Source organism: Parasphingorhabdus sp. (assembly GCF_041748495.1).
GTDB lineage: Bacteria > Pseudomonadota > Alphaproteobacteria > Sphingomonadales > Sphingomonadaceae > Parasphingorhabdus.
On record NZ_JBGTDD010000036.1, the window covers coordinates 1 to 15,592 of the forward strand.

At 57.8% G+C, this 15,592-nt stretch carries 16 protein-coding genes; 11 read left to right on the forward strand and 5 right to left on the reverse strand.

Annotated elements, in window-relative coordinates:
* From ACEW8J_RS02900 to aguB, 3 genes are all read left to right on the forward strand, one after another.
* The coding region (locus tag ACEW8J_RS02900) for an FMN-binding glutamate synthase family protein (RefSeq protein WP_373490131.1) at positions 1 to 1,307 on the forward strand (1,307 nt) is incomplete at its 5' end.
* Positions 1,308 to 1,384: 77 nt separating this feature from the next.
* On the forward strand, positions 1,385 to 2,239 hold the full coding sequence (locus tag ACEW8J_RS02905; RefSeq protein ID WP_373490132.1) for a class I SAM-dependent methyltransferase: 855 nt from the start codon (positions 1,385 to 1,387) through the stop codon (positions 2,237 to 2,239).
* Between the two features lie 18 nt (positions 2,240 to 2,257).
* Positions 2,258 to 3,106 (forward strand): N-carbamoylputrescine amidase, encoded by an 849-nt coding sequence (gene aguB, locus ACEW8J_RS02910; RefSeq protein ID WP_373490133.1) that lies wholly within the window; start codon positions 2,258 to 2,260, stop codon positions 3,104 to 3,106.
* On the opposite strand, the gene ACEW8J_RS02915 is transcribed toward aguB, so the two are convergent.
* Positions 3,079 to 3,744 carry a uracil-DNA glycosylase gene (locus tag ACEW8J_RS02915; RefSeq protein ID WP_373490134.1) on the reverse strand — a complete coding sequence of 222 codons (666 nt, stop codon included), beginning with the start codon at positions 3,742 to 3,744 and terminating at the stop codon, positions 3,079 to 3,081. The genes aguB and ACEW8J_RS02915 overlap by 28 nt on opposite strands.
* A 304-nt stretch (positions 3,745 to 4,048) precedes the next feature.
* Here ACEW8J_RS02915 and ACEW8J_RS02920 point away from each other — a divergent pair, with 304 nt between their 5' ends.
* Positions 4,049 to 4,615 carry a DUF937 domain-containing protein gene (locus ACEW8J_RS02920; RefSeq protein WP_373490135.1) on the forward strand — a complete coding sequence of 189 codons (567 nt, stop codon included), beginning with the start codon at positions 4,049 to 4,051 and terminating at the stop codon, positions 4,613 to 4,615.
* A 19-nt stretch (positions 4,616 to 4,634) separates the two neighbouring features.
* Here the strand turns inward: ACEW8J_RS02920 and ACEW8J_RS02925 are convergent, their stop codons facing one another.
* Positions 4,635 to 5,114 carry an NfeD family protein gene (locus ACEW8J_RS02925; protein ID WP_373490136.1) on the reverse strand — a complete coding sequence of 160 codons (480 nt, stop codon included), beginning with the start codon at positions 5,112 to 5,114 and terminating at the stop codon, positions 4,635 to 4,637.
* 29 nt (positions 5,115 to 5,143) lie between these two features.
* Complete coding sequence (locus ACEW8J_RS02930) at positions 5,144 to 6,106, reverse strand: SPFH domain-containing protein (RefSeq protein ID WP_373490137.1); 963 nt, start codon at positions 6,104 to 6,106, stop codon at positions 5,144 to 5,146.
* A gap of 102 nt (positions 6,107 to 6,208) precedes the next feature.
* Here ACEW8J_RS02930 and ACEW8J_RS02935 point away from each other — a divergent pair, with 102 nt between their 5' ends.
* The 5 genes from ACEW8J_RS02935 (at position 6,209) to ACEW8J_RS02955 (ending at position 11,237) form a co-directional block, all read left to right on the forward strand.
* Positions 6,209 to 7,705, forward strand: coding sequence for a M28 family peptidase (locus tag ACEW8J_RS02935; protein WP_373490138.1), 1,497 nt, complete (start codon positions 6,209 to 6,211; stop codon positions 7,703 to 7,705).
* Positions 7,706 to 7,755: 50 nt separating this feature from the next.
* On the forward strand, positions 7,756 to 9,234 hold the full coding sequence (guaB, locus tag ACEW8J_RS02940; RefSeq protein WP_373490139.1) for an IMP dehydrogenase: 1,479 nt from the start codon (positions 7,756 to 7,758) through the stop codon (positions 9,232 to 9,234).
* An 18-nt stretch (positions 9,235 to 9,252) separates the two neighbouring features.
* Complete coding sequence (locus ACEW8J_RS02945) at positions 9,253 to 9,462, forward strand: hypothetical protein (RefSeq protein ID WP_373490140.1); 210 nt, start codon at positions 9,253 to 9,255, stop codon at positions 9,460 to 9,462.
* Positions 9,459 to 10,637, forward strand: a complete 1,179-nt coding sequence (locus ACEW8J_RS02950; RefSeq protein WP_373490141.1) for an RsmB/NOP family class I SAM-dependent RNA methyltransferase — start codon at positions 9,459 to 9,461, stop codon at positions 10,635 to 10,637. Before ACEW8J_RS02945 ends, ACEW8J_RS02950 begins: the two co-directional genes overlap by 4 nt.
* 69 nt (positions 10,638 to 10,706) lie before the next feature.
* On the forward strand, positions 10,707 to 11,237 hold the full coding sequence (locus ACEW8J_RS02955; protein WP_373490142.1) for a tetratricopeptide repeat protein: 531 nt from the start codon (positions 10,707 to 10,709) through the stop codon (positions 11,235 to 11,237).
* A gap of 31 nt (positions 11,238 to 11,268) precedes the next feature.
* Here ACEW8J_RS02955 and ACEW8J_RS02960 read toward each other — a convergent pair whose 3' ends face one another.
* Entirely contained in the window at positions 11,269 to 11,757 is a 489-nt protein-coding gene (locus tag ACEW8J_RS02960; protein ID WP_373490143.1) for an RNA pyrophosphohydrolase, read from the reverse strand.
* Positions 11,754 to 12,707 carry an alpha/beta hydrolase gene (locus ACEW8J_RS02965; protein ID WP_373490144.1) on the reverse strand — a complete coding sequence of 318 codons (954 nt, stop codon included), beginning with the start codon at positions 12,705 to 12,707 and terminating at the stop codon, positions 11,754 to 11,756. The genes ACEW8J_RS02960 and ACEW8J_RS02965 overlap by 4 nt, the downstream gene beginning before the upstream one ends.
* 169 nt (positions 12,708 to 12,876) lie before the next feature.
* Here ACEW8J_RS02965 and ACEW8J_RS02970 point away from each other — a divergent pair, with 169 nt between their 5' ends.
* Positions 12,877 to 14,733: a 2-oxoacid:acceptor oxidoreductase subunit alpha gene (locus ACEW8J_RS02970; RefSeq protein ID WP_373490145.1), complete on the forward strand. Its 1,857-nt coding sequence runs from the start codon at positions 12,877 to 12,879 to the stop codon at positions 14,731 to 14,733.
* Positions 14,734 to 14,853: 120 nt separating this feature from the next.
* On the forward strand, positions 14,854 to 15,592 hold a 739-nt coding region (locus tag ACEW8J_RS02975), incomplete at its 3' end, for a 2-oxoacid:ferredoxin oxidoreductase subunit beta (protein WP_373490146.1).

The window sequence follows — 15,592 nt, forward strand, 5'->3', positions numbered from 1 at the left end:
GCGAGGAAATGCCATTCAACCGGGCGGAGCGGGAATGGGTAGACAGAGCCGGACTCGGCATGGACAATACCATCGCATTCGGGTCAACAAAAAACCTGGAGCCGCCCGGCACGGCAATTTTTGTCAATTGCCCGTTCCCGAGGCTTGCCAGTGATGCCGCAGAAACCACAGGCTGCATCATCGGACCGCAGGCGAGGCATCCTTACGAAGCCCGGTCCTTGTTCAATATCTCGGCAATGAGCTTTGGCGCCCTGTCGGTTCCTGCCGTCCGCGCGCTTTCGTATGGTGCCAAATTGGCCGATTGCTGGCTGAATACGGGAGAAGGCGGACTTTCGTCCTATCATCTCGAAGGCGGCTGCGACATCGTATTCCAGATTGGAACTGCGAAATATGGCGTGCGCAATCTGGACGGCAGTCTGAGCGACGAAAAGCTGCGGACGGTGGCGGCGCACGAGCAGGTAAAAATGTTCGAAATCAAGCTTTCGCAAGGTGCCAAGCCGGGCAAGGGCGGAATTTTGCCCGGGGAGAAGGTGAACCGGATGATCGCCGAAATTCGCGGCATCGCCGAAGGACAGCCGAGCATCTCGCCCAACCGCCATCCCGAAATCAACAGCGTCGAGCAATTGCTCGATTTCATCCACCATGTGCGCGAAGTGACCGGCAAGCCGACCGGGATCAAGGCGGTTGTCGGTACCTATGACTGGCTGGAGCAATTGTGCGAAGCCATCCATTTGCGCGGAATCGCCAGTGCGCCGGATTTCTTTGCTCTGGATGGCGGCGATGGCGGCACCGGTGCAGCACCGATGCCGCTAATGGACAATGTCGGCTTGCAGTTGAAGGAAAGCCTCCCGATGCTGTCCGATATTCTTCACCGGTACGGACTGCGCGACCGGATCAGGATCATTGCGTCGGGCAAGCGGATCACACCGTCCAGTGTCGCCTGGGCGATTTGCGCCGGCGCTGATTTCGTCAATACAGCGCGGGGTTTCATGTTTTCGCTCGGCTGTATCCAGTCGCTCAAGTGCAACAAGAATACCTGTCCGACCGGCGTGACCACGCATAATCCCCGGCTGCAACGCGGTCTTGACCCGCAGGACAAGAAGGTGAAAGTGGCCAATTACTGCCGGAATATCGTCCATGAAGTCGAAGTGATCGCGCATAGCTGCGGTGTCGATGAGCCGCGTCAATTGGGCCGCAAACATGTTCGGATTGTGCAGGATACAGGCAAATCCGTGCCTTATGACGAAATATATCCGCGTCCCGACATTCTCCCGCAATATAGGTCATCTATGGAATTTGCCCACTAATACATATTGTGTAGGCAAGTCTTTGGGGTAGAAATAGCTATAGCAAAAAATAGCCCTGAAATCTGAGAGGAAAGAATATGAAGAAATTGTTGATGGCGAGCGCGGCACTGGCGATGCTGGGTGTCAATGCTCCCGCCACCGCCAACCAGCAAGAACGAGCAAGCACTTCCATGGTCGATACCAGCCTGCAGGCCACATTGGATCATGATCGGCGGGCTGATGACAAAGCCCGCGATGCCTATCGCAACCCGGCCGAGACACTCACCTTTTTTGACATCCAACCCGAGCATCGTGTCGTTGAATATGGTCCAGGTGGCGGCTGGTATACGCGTATATTGCTTCCCTATCTCGCAGAAGGCGGACAATATATTGCGGTCAACTCCGATAGCTCGGCAACCAATTTCACCGATCGGGCCCGAGAAGCTCGGGCGAAAGGCTGGACGGAAAACTTCCCTGCAACAGCAGCAAAATGGACCGGTGTGGATACCCAGAAGATAATGGCCGTTGAAAGCGACGAAATGTCGGATGACATGAAGGGCACGGTTGACCGGATTGTAATATTCCGGTCGCTGCATGGCATGCTGAACGGCAACCAGGCGGATTCCGAATTGCGCGCTCTGCGGGAAATGCTGGCGGATGACGGCATGGTCGGGATCGTCCAGCACCGCGCCAAGGATGATGCATCCTATGCGATGTCCAACGGCAGCAAGGGCTATCTGAAGCAGTCATCGGTTGTGAGCCTGTTTGAACTGAACGGCTTCGAACTGGTCAGCGAATCCGAGATCAATGCCAATCCCCGGGATACATCCGATTATGATGGCGGCGTGTGGACATTGCCGCCGATATTGCGACTGGGCGACCAGGACCGAAACAAATATGAAGCCATCGGAGAATCGGACCGGATGACATTATTGTTTAAGAAGCGTCCCTAAACCGCTAACAGGGCCGCTATGACCAATATAAGCGTAGCGGCCCTGCAGCTGCCTCTGGGTGGCGATGTACAGGACAATATTTTTGCCGTTAGCGGCCTGATCGCGGAGGCGGCCGAACAGGGTGCCCGGATCATCCTGCCCCCGGAACTGTTTGCCGGCCCCTATTTTTGCAAGACCGAGGATGAAGCGCTTTTTGCCCTGGCGCAGCCGGTGGCGGAGAGTGCGCCGGTGCTTGCCATGCAAAAGCTGGCGAAACAATTGTCCGTTGCGATCCCGGCCAGCTTTTTCGAGCGGGACGGGCCGCATCATTATAACAGCATCGCGATGATTGATCCCGATGGCGAAATCATCGGTGTGTACCGCAAGAGCCATATCCCCGACGGCCCTGGCTATGAGGAAAAATATTATTTCCGACCGGGCAATACGGGGTTCAAAGTCTGGGATGTCTGCGGTACCCGGATCGGGATCGGGATATGCTGGGACCAATGGTATCCGGAAAGCGCGCGGGCGATGGCGCTGATGGGCGCGGAGATTCTGTTCTATCCAACCGCCATCGGCTCGGAGCCATATGATGCGGACCTCGACACCAGCCGGATGTGGCGCCGGGCGATGCAGGGACACGCGGTCAGCAATTGCATGCCGGTGGTGGCCAGCAATCGCATCGGTATTGAGGATGGCCAGGCCTTTTACGGCCACAGTTTCATCACCAATGAATGGGGTGATCTGGTGACCGAATATGGCTCGGACGAGACCGGCGTGCTGGTCGCATCATTTGATCTTGAAGAGGCGCGCAAGCACCGCGCCGGCATGGGGTTTTTCCGCGACCGCCGACCGGAGCTCTACGGGCGGCTCGTCGAGGACATATAGATCGCCTGTTTGAAAACATCCTCGAACATCTCTGCCGTCAGGCGTCCCGTATTCACATTGTAGCGGCTGCAGTGATAGCTGTCGATCAGGGTGCGGCCATTAGGCAGATTATGCAGCGCCCCATGGGCAAATTTATGATCCGAGAGACGCGCTCCGGATAGTCTGATGATGCTGTCATGCGCAATCTTACCAAGCGCCAGAATGATTTTCAGATTGGCCAGACTGTCCAATGCTCTGGCAAGATAATGTCGGCAATTGTTGATTTCGGCACCGGTCGGCTTGTTCTCCGGCGGCAGGCATTGGACCGCGTTGAGGATGATCGCACCGTTCAGATTGATTCCGTCAGCAGGGTCATTGGCGAACGCACCCTCGACGAATCCATAGTTGGTCAACGTAGCGAACAGCATTTCTCCCGAAGCATCGCCGGTAAAGGGCCTGCCGGTTCGATTGGCACCTTCCTTTCCCGGCGCCAGGCCGACAATGGCGAGCCACGCATGGTGGTCGCCAAAGGCCGGAACCGGTGCGTTCCACCATTCCGGATGATCTTGGCGCAGCCGATTGCGTAGCGCGGTCAGACGCGGGCATTGGCTGCAGTCGTTCGGAGCTTCGGCAAAGGAAAGGGGGGCATGATCGCTCACGACACTCGGCCTAAGTTTAATCGGGCGTGCCGTCCAGCGGATAAGTCATGTCATTCGACGGGGAACATTTCATCTGCTCCGGCGTTTGAGACTCATGGTCTGTCTTTTCAGTGAATTATTTTTATATGCCGCTTCCGGCCCGCTGACGACGTTGTTTCACTGGGTCGCTCGCGCATTGCCGCTGCCGATAGCATGCAAATCTCGGCCTATCCCGGATCGGACGACTTTCGGAATAGGATAACGCTAGGGACCTCTCCCTTGCACACTCGTCGAGCGGCAAATTTGGCGAAGAAGGATGTAGTTGATGACGATTATGGATGTGTTGCAGCAGTCGGGTAGTGTCGGCACGATGGCCAAGGAACTGGGAATCGGTGAAAATGTGGCCGAAGCTGGCACAGCCGCATTGCTGCCGGCGGTTCTTGGCGGATTCAAGAAAGCAGCGCAGTCGCGGCCCGGCGGTCTGGATGGACTGGTTGGATTGCTGGGTCAGCTGGGCGGCGCTGCCCTGTTCGACAGCGTTGTCGATCCGCAGCCCACTCCGGTCGAAAAAGGCAATGGTGTGCTCGATCAGATTTTTGGTTCAAAGATAGTCAGCCGGACGGTTGCCGCCGGCGCGGAACAGCAGACCGGAATCAATAGTGAGTTACTGAAAAAAATGCTGCCGGTGGTGGCGATGATGGTCGCCGGATATTTGGCCAAGCAAGATGAGGAGAATGATAATGGCCGTGGGCTGGGTGGTCTGATCGGCGGTTTGCTGGGCGGAGGCAATAATGGATCTTCCCGTGACGACCTCGGATCCTTGCTCGACCTGCATAGTGACGGCAATCCGCTGGATGATATCATAGGAATGGCGGGCAAGCTGATTCGCTAGGCTTGGCCGCAGGGATCGCTCACGACGCTGCTTTGGTTTCCAGGGACATCGGGCCTTCGAGTGGTTCCAGCCGCAGGACACCAGCTTCCACCGAGGCTACTTTTCCGATCGCGCCTTTTTCCATAGCGGGACCCCGTGCGGGCCATTCGCCGTCCGCCACCTTCACACGCCCGCTTGTTGCCGAAATTGCTTCCACAACGGTTACCGTTCTCCCGATCAGTTGCGCCGAACGATTGTTGAGCAGCGGGCTTTCACTTTCAACATTATGGGTCAAATACCAGCGCCGCCCGCCAAGCACTGCAATTATCGTCAACAGACCAAAGGCAGTGAGTTGACCGGCAATGGTAAAATCGATGAAGAATGACAGAATACCGGTTACCGCCGCCGCACCGGCGACCCAGATCAGAAAAACGCCCGGTACGAATAGTTCGGCCAGCGCGAGCAGTGCGGCGAGACCCAGCCAGACATATTCCGGATTGTTGATGGTGAAATCATCCATGCCCTATATCCCGATTTCTGCAGATCGCATCATGGCTGATTGTCGAACGGACCCTTGCGTGGGGGTGGCGCGAAAGTCTGGCTATTCTCGCCAAGGGCTTCCTTGGCCAGCGCGCCGATGCCGCCCAACGTCCCGATCAACTGCGTGGCTTCGATCGGGAACAAGATGGTCTTGGCATTCGGCGAAGTGGCGAATTTTGCCACGGCTTTCACATAGTCCTGGGCGATAAAATAGTTGATCGCCTGCGCATTGCCGCCGGCAATCGCCTGAGACACCAATTCGGTGGCCTTGGCTTCGGCCTGGGCTTCGCGTTCGCGGGCTTCGGCGTCAAGAAACGCCGCTTCCTTGCGGCCTTCCGCCTGCAATATCTGGCCCTGCTTTTCGCCCTCGGAACGAAGGATTTCGGAAGCCCGCGCTCCCTCCGCATCCAGTATATTGGCGCGTTTTTCGCGCTCGGCCTTCATCTGCCGGGCCATCGCGTTGATGATGTCCTGCGGCGGACGGATATCCTTTATTTCCACGCGGGTTATCTTGAGGCCCCACGGCGTGGTGGCGTCGTCGATCACAGTCAGCAGTCGACCATTGATCTCGTCGCGCTTGGACAAGGTTTCATCCAGATCCATCGATCCCATGACCGTGCGCAAGTTGGTGGTGACGAGATTGAGGATCGCATTGTAGAGATCATTGACTTCATAGGCTGCCTTGGCGGCATCCAGCACCTGGAAGAACACCACGCCATCGGTGGAGATCATCGCATTATCCTTGGTGATGATTTCCTGGCCCGGAATATCCAGCACCTGCTCCATCATGTTCACCTTGCGGCCAACGCGGTAGAGAAAGGCCGGATAAAAATTGAATCCCGGGTGGGCAGTGGTGGTAAAGCGGCCAAAATATTCGATGGTATAATGATAGCCCTGTCGGACGATCTTGATACTCGCAAACAGATAGATGATGATGACCAACAGCACCAACAATAACAGCGAAACGCCCATTTCCGTTCTCCCTTGCGACCGGTCTCATTATCATTGATTATTTGCAGTATAATGCCAAGGAAAAAGCGAAATTTTTGCCTTAGCTCAAGGGTTGCAGTTGAAATGCGTATCATTGCCTTGTGGATTTTTGCGGGCCTGATTTTATCGGACGCAGCGCGCGCCGAGCCGATCAGCGAAGCAGACCTGTTGCGCCATATCGAGATATTGGCGAGCGACGAATTTGAAGGGCGGGAGCCCGGAACGGTCGGCGAAAACAAGACCGTCAACTATATTGCAACGCAGTGGTCCCGTGCAGGGCTGCGCCCCGCCAGCGAGAATGGCTCCTGGTATGCGCCCGTGCCGTTGGTGGAGCGAAGGCCGATGAGCCATCGGATCGATTTTTCCCACAGGAGCGGAGGCAAGACGGTGCGCCTTTCGCGGGAGGGAATCCTTCTGCGGAGCCGGGGTCCAGACTTTCGTCAGTCTGGAATACCGGTGATATTCGCGGGTTTTGCTGACCTGGAGCCCGGCGGGCTGTCGGTTGCTGGTAAACTCGTTCTGCTACCACGCGCACCATCCGCAAATAGCGACAAACTGCCAGATTTTCGCAAGCGCAAGCAGCAGCTGATCGCGGCAGGTGCGGTTGGTGTGATCACTGTCATCGAAGAACAGGCGCGCTGGCCTGCGTTTCGAAGATATTTTCAAAGGGGGGCAACAACCCTGGCTGGTCCGGATCATCACGCCGCTGTCGAAGGATTGATCAGCTTCGATGAGTTTCGCAAGCTGGTTCGGCAATCTGATCTGGATGCCGAAGCACTTCTGGCTGATCGTGATGCGATATCGGCCCTCGATCTCGGGCTGAATGCGGATGCCAGGACCGAAACGCAGGTTCGACCCTATTTGTCCCACAATGTGATCGGAAAGATTCCCGGTTCCGATCCTGATCAGGGGGCGGTGTTGTTCATGGGGCACTGGGACCATTTTGGCATATGCAGGATCGAGGATCCGATCGATCCCGGCAAGGACCGGATATGTAATGGCGCCGTCGACAATGCCAGCGGCATTTCGTTGCTGATCGAGAGTGCCAGGCGCCTGTCCGCCGGAGAGCCTGTCCGGGATATTTATTTTCTCGCAACAACCGCCGAAGAGAAGGGCTTGCTGGGCGCGCATGCGTTTGTCGAGGATGCGCCGATTGCACTCGATGCATTGGTCGTGGTGTTCAATGCCGATACCATTGCGCTTTCGGATAATGGCCGGAATATTGCCGTTATTGGTCTGGGAGAGACGTCATTGGACCGTCATATCGAAATTGTTGCTGCCAAGGAGAATCGTGAAATTGACCGTAGCGGCAAAACCGACATTTATCTCAAGCGTCAGGATGGCTATGTGTTTCTGGAGCAGAATATCCCGGCCTATATGATCAGCAGCGCCTTTGCCGATGAGGAACGGCTTAATGCCTTCATCAACGGCCCCTATCATGATGTCGGCGATGAAGTGAATGACACATTGGTGCTGGCGGGCGCGGCTGCCGATGCCAATTTCCATGTTGCGCTCGGTCGCTATTTTTCCTCGACCCGGACTTATCCGGGAAAAGCCACTAGCGGCGAGACCGATAACTGATTACATGGGCCGCCACAGAATCACATTCACGCAACCGGAAAGTGGCGATCATGAGCAGGCCAGGCAAGCATAAAGAAATTCGGTTGGGGCTGACTTTTGATGATGTCCTGCTGCGGCCAGCCGCGTCCGAAATCGTACCGAGCCAGGCCGATACCAAGACGCGATTGTCCAAGCTTATCGGCCTCAATATCCCGATCCTTTCCTCTGCCATGGATACGGTGACCGAATCGGACATGGCGATCGTGATGGCACAAATGGGCGGAATTGGTGTTTTGCACCGCAATCTCACCATCGCCCAGCAGACCGCTGCGGTACGGCAGGTCAAGCGTTTTGAATCCGGGATGGTAGTCAATCCGATCACGATCGCGCCAGATGCGACCTTGGCAGAAGCCCAGGCGACGATGCAGCAGAACCGGATATCCGGTATTCCTGTCGTCGAGAAATCCGGCAAGCTGGTCGGTATTTTGACCAACCGCGATGTGCGCTTTGCCGAAAATCCGAAGCAATTGATATCCGAGTTGATGACCAGGGACAATCTGGCCACGGTTCCGGCGGGGGTTAGCCAGGAAGAAGCGCGGCGCACGCTGCACCAGCGCCGGATCGAAAAATTGCTTGTGGTCGATGGCGACTATCATTGCGTCGGATTGATCACGGTCAAGGATATCGAAAAGGCGGTCACCTATCCCAATGCGACCAAGGATACGACTGGCCGATTGCGCGTGGCTGCGGCCTCTACCGTTGGGGAAAGCGGTCTGGAGCGCAGTCAGGCGCTGATCGACGCGGAATGCGACCTGATCGTCATCGATACCGCTCATGGGCACAGCGCGATGGTTGCACGGGCGGTGGAAGATATCAAGAAACGGTCGAATGGCGCTCAGATCATTGCTGGCAATGTCGCGACCGCAGCCGCTACCCGCGCGTTGATTGACGCGGGCGCGGACGGGATCAAGGTCGGGATCGGCCCAGGCTCGATCTGTACGACGCGGGTGGTCGCCGGTGTCGGTGTGCCGCAGCTTACAGCGATCATGGATTGTGCGGAAGAAGCGGAAAAATCCGGTATTCCCGTTATCGCCGACGGCGGACTGCGAACGTCGGGTGATGTTGCGAAGGCGCTGGCAGCCGGTGCATCGGCGGTGATGATCGGATCGCTCCTCGCTGGAACCGAAGAAGCGCCGGGTGAAACCTTCCTCTTCCAGGGTCGGGCTTATAAAAGCTATCGCGGCATGGGCTCGGTCGGTGCCATGGCACGCGGGTCGGCGGATCGCTATTTTCAGCAGGATATTACCGATCAGTTGAAACTCGTGCCCGAAGGCATCGAGGGACAGGTGCCGTTCAAGGGTCCAGCCCGCGATGTCATTCATCAGCTGGTCGGCGGCGTGAAGGCCGCGATGGGCTATACCGGCTCCGCAACACTGGAAGATTTGCGCGAACGGGCCGAGTTCATCCGGATCACCAATGCCGGACTACAGGAAAGCCATGTCCATGATGTGGCGATTACCAGAGAAGCACCAAATTACCCGACCCGGTAGAATTCCTGAAGGCATCAGGTGATCGAAGCCAAGATTTTTTTATTCCTGTTTGTCTGGCCTGCCGGACAGGCCGAGGACAAGCCGCTATGGAGCAGCGATGCCTATTTGACCATTGAGAGTTGTGAAGAGAGTGCCGTGAAGCTGAAAGCAGAAATCGCCGCAGAATATGCAACATATGTACGGACGGAGCATCATTGCGTCCACGCCGACGATCGCGTGGGCAAGTGACTCCTTCGGCAAGGCTGCAAGCAGCGATCGAGATGCTGGACTGGATCATAGCCGCTGCCCGGGACAATGGTGCGTCTGCGGACAATATCGCCAAGAAATTTTTCAAGGAAAGGCGCTACGCGGGCTCGGGCGACCGGCGCGCCATTCGCGAGCTTGTTTATGCCGCCATCCGGCGCTGGGGAGACCGACCCGAAAGCGGCAGACAGGCGATGCTCGGACTGATCACCGAACAACCCGAGTTGCGAGAATTATTCGGTGGTTCCCAATATGGTCCCGCCGCCATAGATGCCGATGAACCGGTCACGAGCGGTGCGCAAATTCCGGACTGGCTGACAAGCAGGTTTGCCAGTCTGATCGATGAACCTGAAAAAATAGCGCTGTTCGACCGGGCGCCTTTGCATATCCGCGTCAATGGCCAGCGTTCTACCGACCTGGAAGTCAGATCGGCATGGCCCGAGGCCACAGCGCTGGCCTTGCCGCATAGCTATGAGCTTCCCGCCGGGACCCAGCTGGAAGACAAGATCCTCTTTCAGGAAGGGGCCATTGAAATTCAGGATCTCGGCAGCCAGGCGATTGCCTTCGCCGGGGCCGCCAGCAAGCCGACGCTGGTCCTTGATCTGTGCGCTGGAGCGGGCGGCAAATCATTGGCGCTGGCCGCAATGCTGCCCTCTGACAGCAAGATTATCGCCGCGGATACGGATCGCGGCCGGCTGAGCCGGATCGATCCCCGCAAACGCAGAGCCAGCGCCCGGAATATCGAGACAATCCTGCTGGCACCGGGCCAGGAACTGGAATCGCTTGCATATCTGAGGGCCGGTTGCGACATGGTTCTGGTTGACGCACCGTGTAGCGGAACCGGAACCTGGCGGCGCAACCCCGAACTGCGCTGGCGGATGACGCCGAAACGGCTCGAGCACACGACAGAATTGCAGCAAAGACTGATGGATCTCGGAAGCGAGATGGTGAAGCCTGGCGGACGCCTCGTCTATGCCGTTTGTTCGCTGCTTGACGTTGAAGGCGGCAACCAGACCGAAAGGTTTCTCGATCGCCACCCCGGGTGGCGAGAAATATCAATTGATTTGCCGATTGGCCGCCCATATCGTAGAGGCCTACTTCTCTCACCCTATCATGACGGAACGGATGGCTTTTATTTTACCTGTCTCGAAAAATTGTGATAGCAAATCATGTTAAGCCAGCATGCAGATGATCGTGATTATGGTCGAGAGAGTTTATTGGAGCTGATTATGCGTTTTTCACCGGCCGTCGTCGCCTTGTCCCTAGTTTTTGCCACCGTTTCCAGTGTCAGTTTTGGCCAGTCTGCCGATATCGAGATCAAGCCGCGGTCGGTTGAATATATGCAACTGGGTGAAGCGGCGCAGAAGCGCGGCGAACTTGATCTGGCCGCGGACCTTTACGAAACAGCCTTGGCCGTGGATCCGCGCAATGGATCCGGCTTCATCGCCTTGGCACAAATTGCCCGGGCCCAGCAATTGCCCGGCAAGGCGATCCGTCTCTATCGCGAGGCGCTGATTCTGGATCCGAACAATCTCGATGCTTTGTCCGGTCAGGGGGAAGCGCTGATCCAGCGTGGCGCGTTGGAAAAAGCGAAAGTGAATCTGTCGCGGATCGAGACTCTATGCCGGTCTCGCTGTTCGCAAAATGACCAGCTGGCATCAGCGATCAAGCTTGCGGAAAAGAAGCCAGTGCTGTCGGCCGAAGCGGTGACACCGAAACCCAAAGTCGGTGACGAAGAGCCGAAAGCCGAAACGCCTTGATCGACGATTGCGGAAAAATCCGCTGCAAACACTAAATTAGCGGCTGAAATTCTTTCAGCAGGGACCGGTATAGGTCCCGCTTGAAAGGCACGATCAAGTCGCACAATTCTGTCGGCTGCGCCCATTTCCATGCTGAAAATTCGGCATGGTCGGTTTGAATGTTGATATGGTCGTCCTCACCCGTAAAGCGCATCAGGAACCAGCTTTGCCGCTGGCCGCGATATTTGCCCTTCCATATTTTACCCAGCAGCTCCTCGGGGAGATCATAGAAATATTCGTCGGCGCTCCGGGCGATGATCTGGACATGGTCTGACACGAGCCCGGTTTCTTCCGAAAGCTCCCGCAAGGCTGCTGCTTCCGGTTCCTCACCCTTGTCGATGCCGCCTTGCGGCATTTGCCAGGAGTCGGGATATTGGCTCTTGGCTGCATCCAGTCTCCGGCCAACAAATACCAGGCCATCCCGGTTGGCGAGCATGATCCCGGCGCAGGGACGATAGGGCAGGTCGGTGGCGGTGGTCATCGCTGCATTCCTATATCGGCGAGCGTTTCCTTCATCAGGCCGAACAGCTTGGCCATATCTGCCTGCGTCGAAGGGATTGCCTTGCGCAGGCAGATGAAACCGTGGATGTTGCCCTCGGCCATCATCTCGCGCACGGGCACGCCCACTTCGCGCAGCTTGGCGGCATAAATCTTGCCTTGGTCGCGCAGTGGATCGAGCGAGGCGGTGACGATCACCGTCGGCGGCATATTCGCGTGCGGGAGATGAATCACATCGTTGCGTTCATGCCCGATTTCGGCGGCATATTGCTTGCCGAACCATGCCATCGTCTCGCTGGTGAGCAGGAAGCCCTCGGCGCATTCGCGAAAGCTCTCATAATCGCCGCCCGAATCGACCACCGGATAGAGCGGGAATTGCGCAATGACCGGAACGTCTGCGGGCTCATCCCTGAGCGCGATGGTGGTCACGATGGCCAGATTGCCGCCCGCGCTGTCGCCGCAGGTAATGATCCCGGTCGGTTTGAACGGTAGCGCCTTGGGGTTCGATGCGACCCAGCGTGCCGCCGCTTCGCAATCGTCCGGCGCGGCGGGGAAGGGATGTTCGGGGGCGAGCCGGTAATCGACCGCCACCACCGGCAGATCGAGCTCTTTCGCCAGCGAGGTGCAGAAGGGATGGTGGCTCTCCAGATCGCCGATGACGAAACCGCCACCATGAATGAACAGGATCACCGGGCTATCGCCGCGATCGGCGCGCGCATCATAATAGCGCAGCGGAATGCGGCCAGCAGGTCCATCGCAATGCATATCGGCGATCACGGCAAGCTCTTCCGGTGGCAGATCGGCGAGCGGCGTCAGCATGTTGAACGCCTGCCGCGCCTCGGTGGGAGTGCCTTCATGCGCCGCTTTGCCGCCCATCTGTTCCAGCATATCGAGAAAATTGCGGACATCGTCGCGGACAGTGAGATCGGCCATGGGAGCTCCTTGTGGCTAGTTGCGACCTTCACTGGCCAAGCAGTCCAGCGCTGTCAAAATCTAATCGGAGAACCGCAGGCTGTGCGCGCCACAGATTTTCTAATTTGCGGAAGTGCCGTGCCTGTCCTACTTCCGGGCGAGAGCAAACGGATGATATGAAAGGCCGGGCATGGCTACGGCACCGAACGAAACGAGCAGAGCGGAAAGCGCCGAACGCATCGTGGTCCGCTTCGCGGGTGACAGCGGAGACGGGATGCAGTTGACCGGGGGGCAGTTCACACTGTCATCGGCGCTGGCGGGCAATGATTTTGCGACCTTCCCCGATTTCCCCGCTGAAATCCGCGCGCCGCAGGGCACGCTGTTCGGCGTGTCGGCGTTCCAGATCAATTTCGGATCGACTGCGGTGGAAACCGCCGGAGACCGCCCCGATGTGCTGGTGGCGATGAATCCGGCGGCGCTGAAGACCAACGTAGGATCTTTACGCGAGGGCGGCCTGATCATTGCCGACACCGGCGAGTTCGGAAAGCGCAATCTCGACAAGGCGAAATATGAAGCCAATCCGCTCGAGGATGGCAGCCTTGCCCCCTATGATCTGCTGGCGTTCGATATCAGCGCGCTGACGCTGGAGGCGGTGAAGCCATTCGGGCTGGGCAACAAGGAAGCGCTGCGCAGCAAGAATATGTGGACGCTGGGCCTCGCGCTCTGGATGTTCGACCGCGACCGCCAGCCGATCGTCGACTGGTTGCACGCCAAATTCGCTAAGAAACCCGATATCGCCGAGGCCAATATCGCTGCGCTCAACGCGGGTCATGCCTATGGCGAGACCGCCGAAATTTCCGGTCCGTTGAAGCAGCACCGCGTCGATCCCGCGCCCGCTGCGCCCGGGCTATACCGCACCGTCAACGGCGCCGAAGCGGCGGCGCTGGGCCTGGTTGCGGGTGCGCAACTGGCGGGCCTGCCTTTATTCTTTGGCGGCTATCCGATCACGCCTGCTTCGGCGATCCTGCATCACCTTTCGCGACTGAAAGAGTTCGGTGTTACCACCTTTCAGGCCGAGGACGAGATCGCCGCGATTTGTTCGGCAATCGGTGCCAGCTATGCAGGGCAATTGGGCGTCACGAGTTCGTCCGGTCCAGGCATCGCGCTGAAGGGGGAGGCGATGGGCCTCGCGATCATGACCGAATTGCCGCTGGTGATCGTCAACTCGCAGCGCGGCGGTCCTTCGACGGGCCTGCCGACCAAGACCGAACAGTCCGATCTCTACCAGGCTGTGTTTGGCCGCAATGGCGATGCACCGATGCCGGTCGTCGCCGCGCGCTCACCCGTCGACGTGTTCGACTGTGCGATCGAGGCAGTGCGGATCGCGGTGGAATATATGACGCCGGTGATGCTGCTCACCGACGGTTATATCGCCAATGCCGCCGAGCCGTGGAAGGTGCCGGACATGGATGGCTATGCGCCGTTCGAGGTGCAGTTCCTGGAGGACGTTCCCAAGGGCGGTTTCCAACCCTATGCCCGCGACGAGAAGCTCAAGCGGCCTTGGGTCAAGCCCGGCACGCCCGGCCTGATGCACCGCATTGGCGGAATCGAAAAGGCGGCCGGCACGGGCCATATCGATTACAGCCCGGAAAACCATGCGCAGATGACTGCGATCCGTGCCGCCAAAGTGAACGGTGTACAAAACTCCATTCCCGATCAGGAGACCACGCTGGGTGAACCGGGCGGCAAGCTCGTCATGGTCGGCTGGGGCTCGACCTTCGGGCCGATCCATCAGGCGGTGCGCCGCATGCGCCGGGACGGCCATGATGTCAGCCACATCCATATCCGTCATATCTGGCCGATGCCCGCCAATCTCGGAGATCTGCTCAAAGGCTATGATAAGGTCATCGTGCCCGAGATGAATACGGGGCAGCTCAAGACGCTGCTGCGCGATCAATTTCTCGTCGACGCGCAGCCGCTCAACAAGATTACCGGCCAACCCTTCACTATTGCCGAGTTGGAAATCGCAATCGAGGAGGCGCTCTGATGCCGGGCATGTATGATGATGAAAATGACCCCAAGCCCAAGCCTGTGCTTCCACTGCTTCTCATGCTGGCGGTGGTGCTGTTCCTGATCTGGAAAACGGTTCTTTAAGAGAGTTGATGCGATGAACGACATGACCCCCGTTAAGACGACGCTGAAGGATTGGGAGACCGATCAGGAAGTCCGCTGGTGTCCCGGCTGCGGCGACTATGCGATTCTGAAGGCGGTGCAGCGCACCATGCCGCAGCTCGGCGCCGATCCGTCGAACACTGTCTTCATCTCCGGCATCGGCTGCTCGAGCCGCTTCCCCTATTACATGGAAACTTACGGCTTCCACACCATCCACGGCCGTGCGCCCGCCGTGGCGACTGGCGTAAAGCTGGCCAATCCGGATCTTGATGTGTGGATCATCACCGGAGACGGCGACGGACTGTCGATCGGCGGCAACCACATGATGCATTTGCTGCGCCGCAATCTCGATTGCCAGATCATGTTGTTCAACAACGAAATTTACGGCCTGACCAAGGGCCAATATTCACCGACCAGCCGCGAGGGCACGACCACGCCGTCGACCCCATTTGGTTCGGTCGATCATCCCGCCGAGCCGTGCAGTTTCGCACTCGGTTCGGGCGCGCGGTTCATCGCGCGCGGATTTGACGTGTCGAAGGATCTGCCCGAAGTGCTGAAGGCGGCTCACGCGCATAAAGGCGCGGCGTTTATCGAGATTTTCCAGAACTGCATCGTCTACAACAAGGACGTGTTTGGCGAGTTCACCGAAAAGAAAAACGCCGCGACCGGTCAGCTCTGGCTGAACGATGGTGAGCCGATGTTGTTCGATGGCGGTGCCAAGGGGCTGAAGCTCG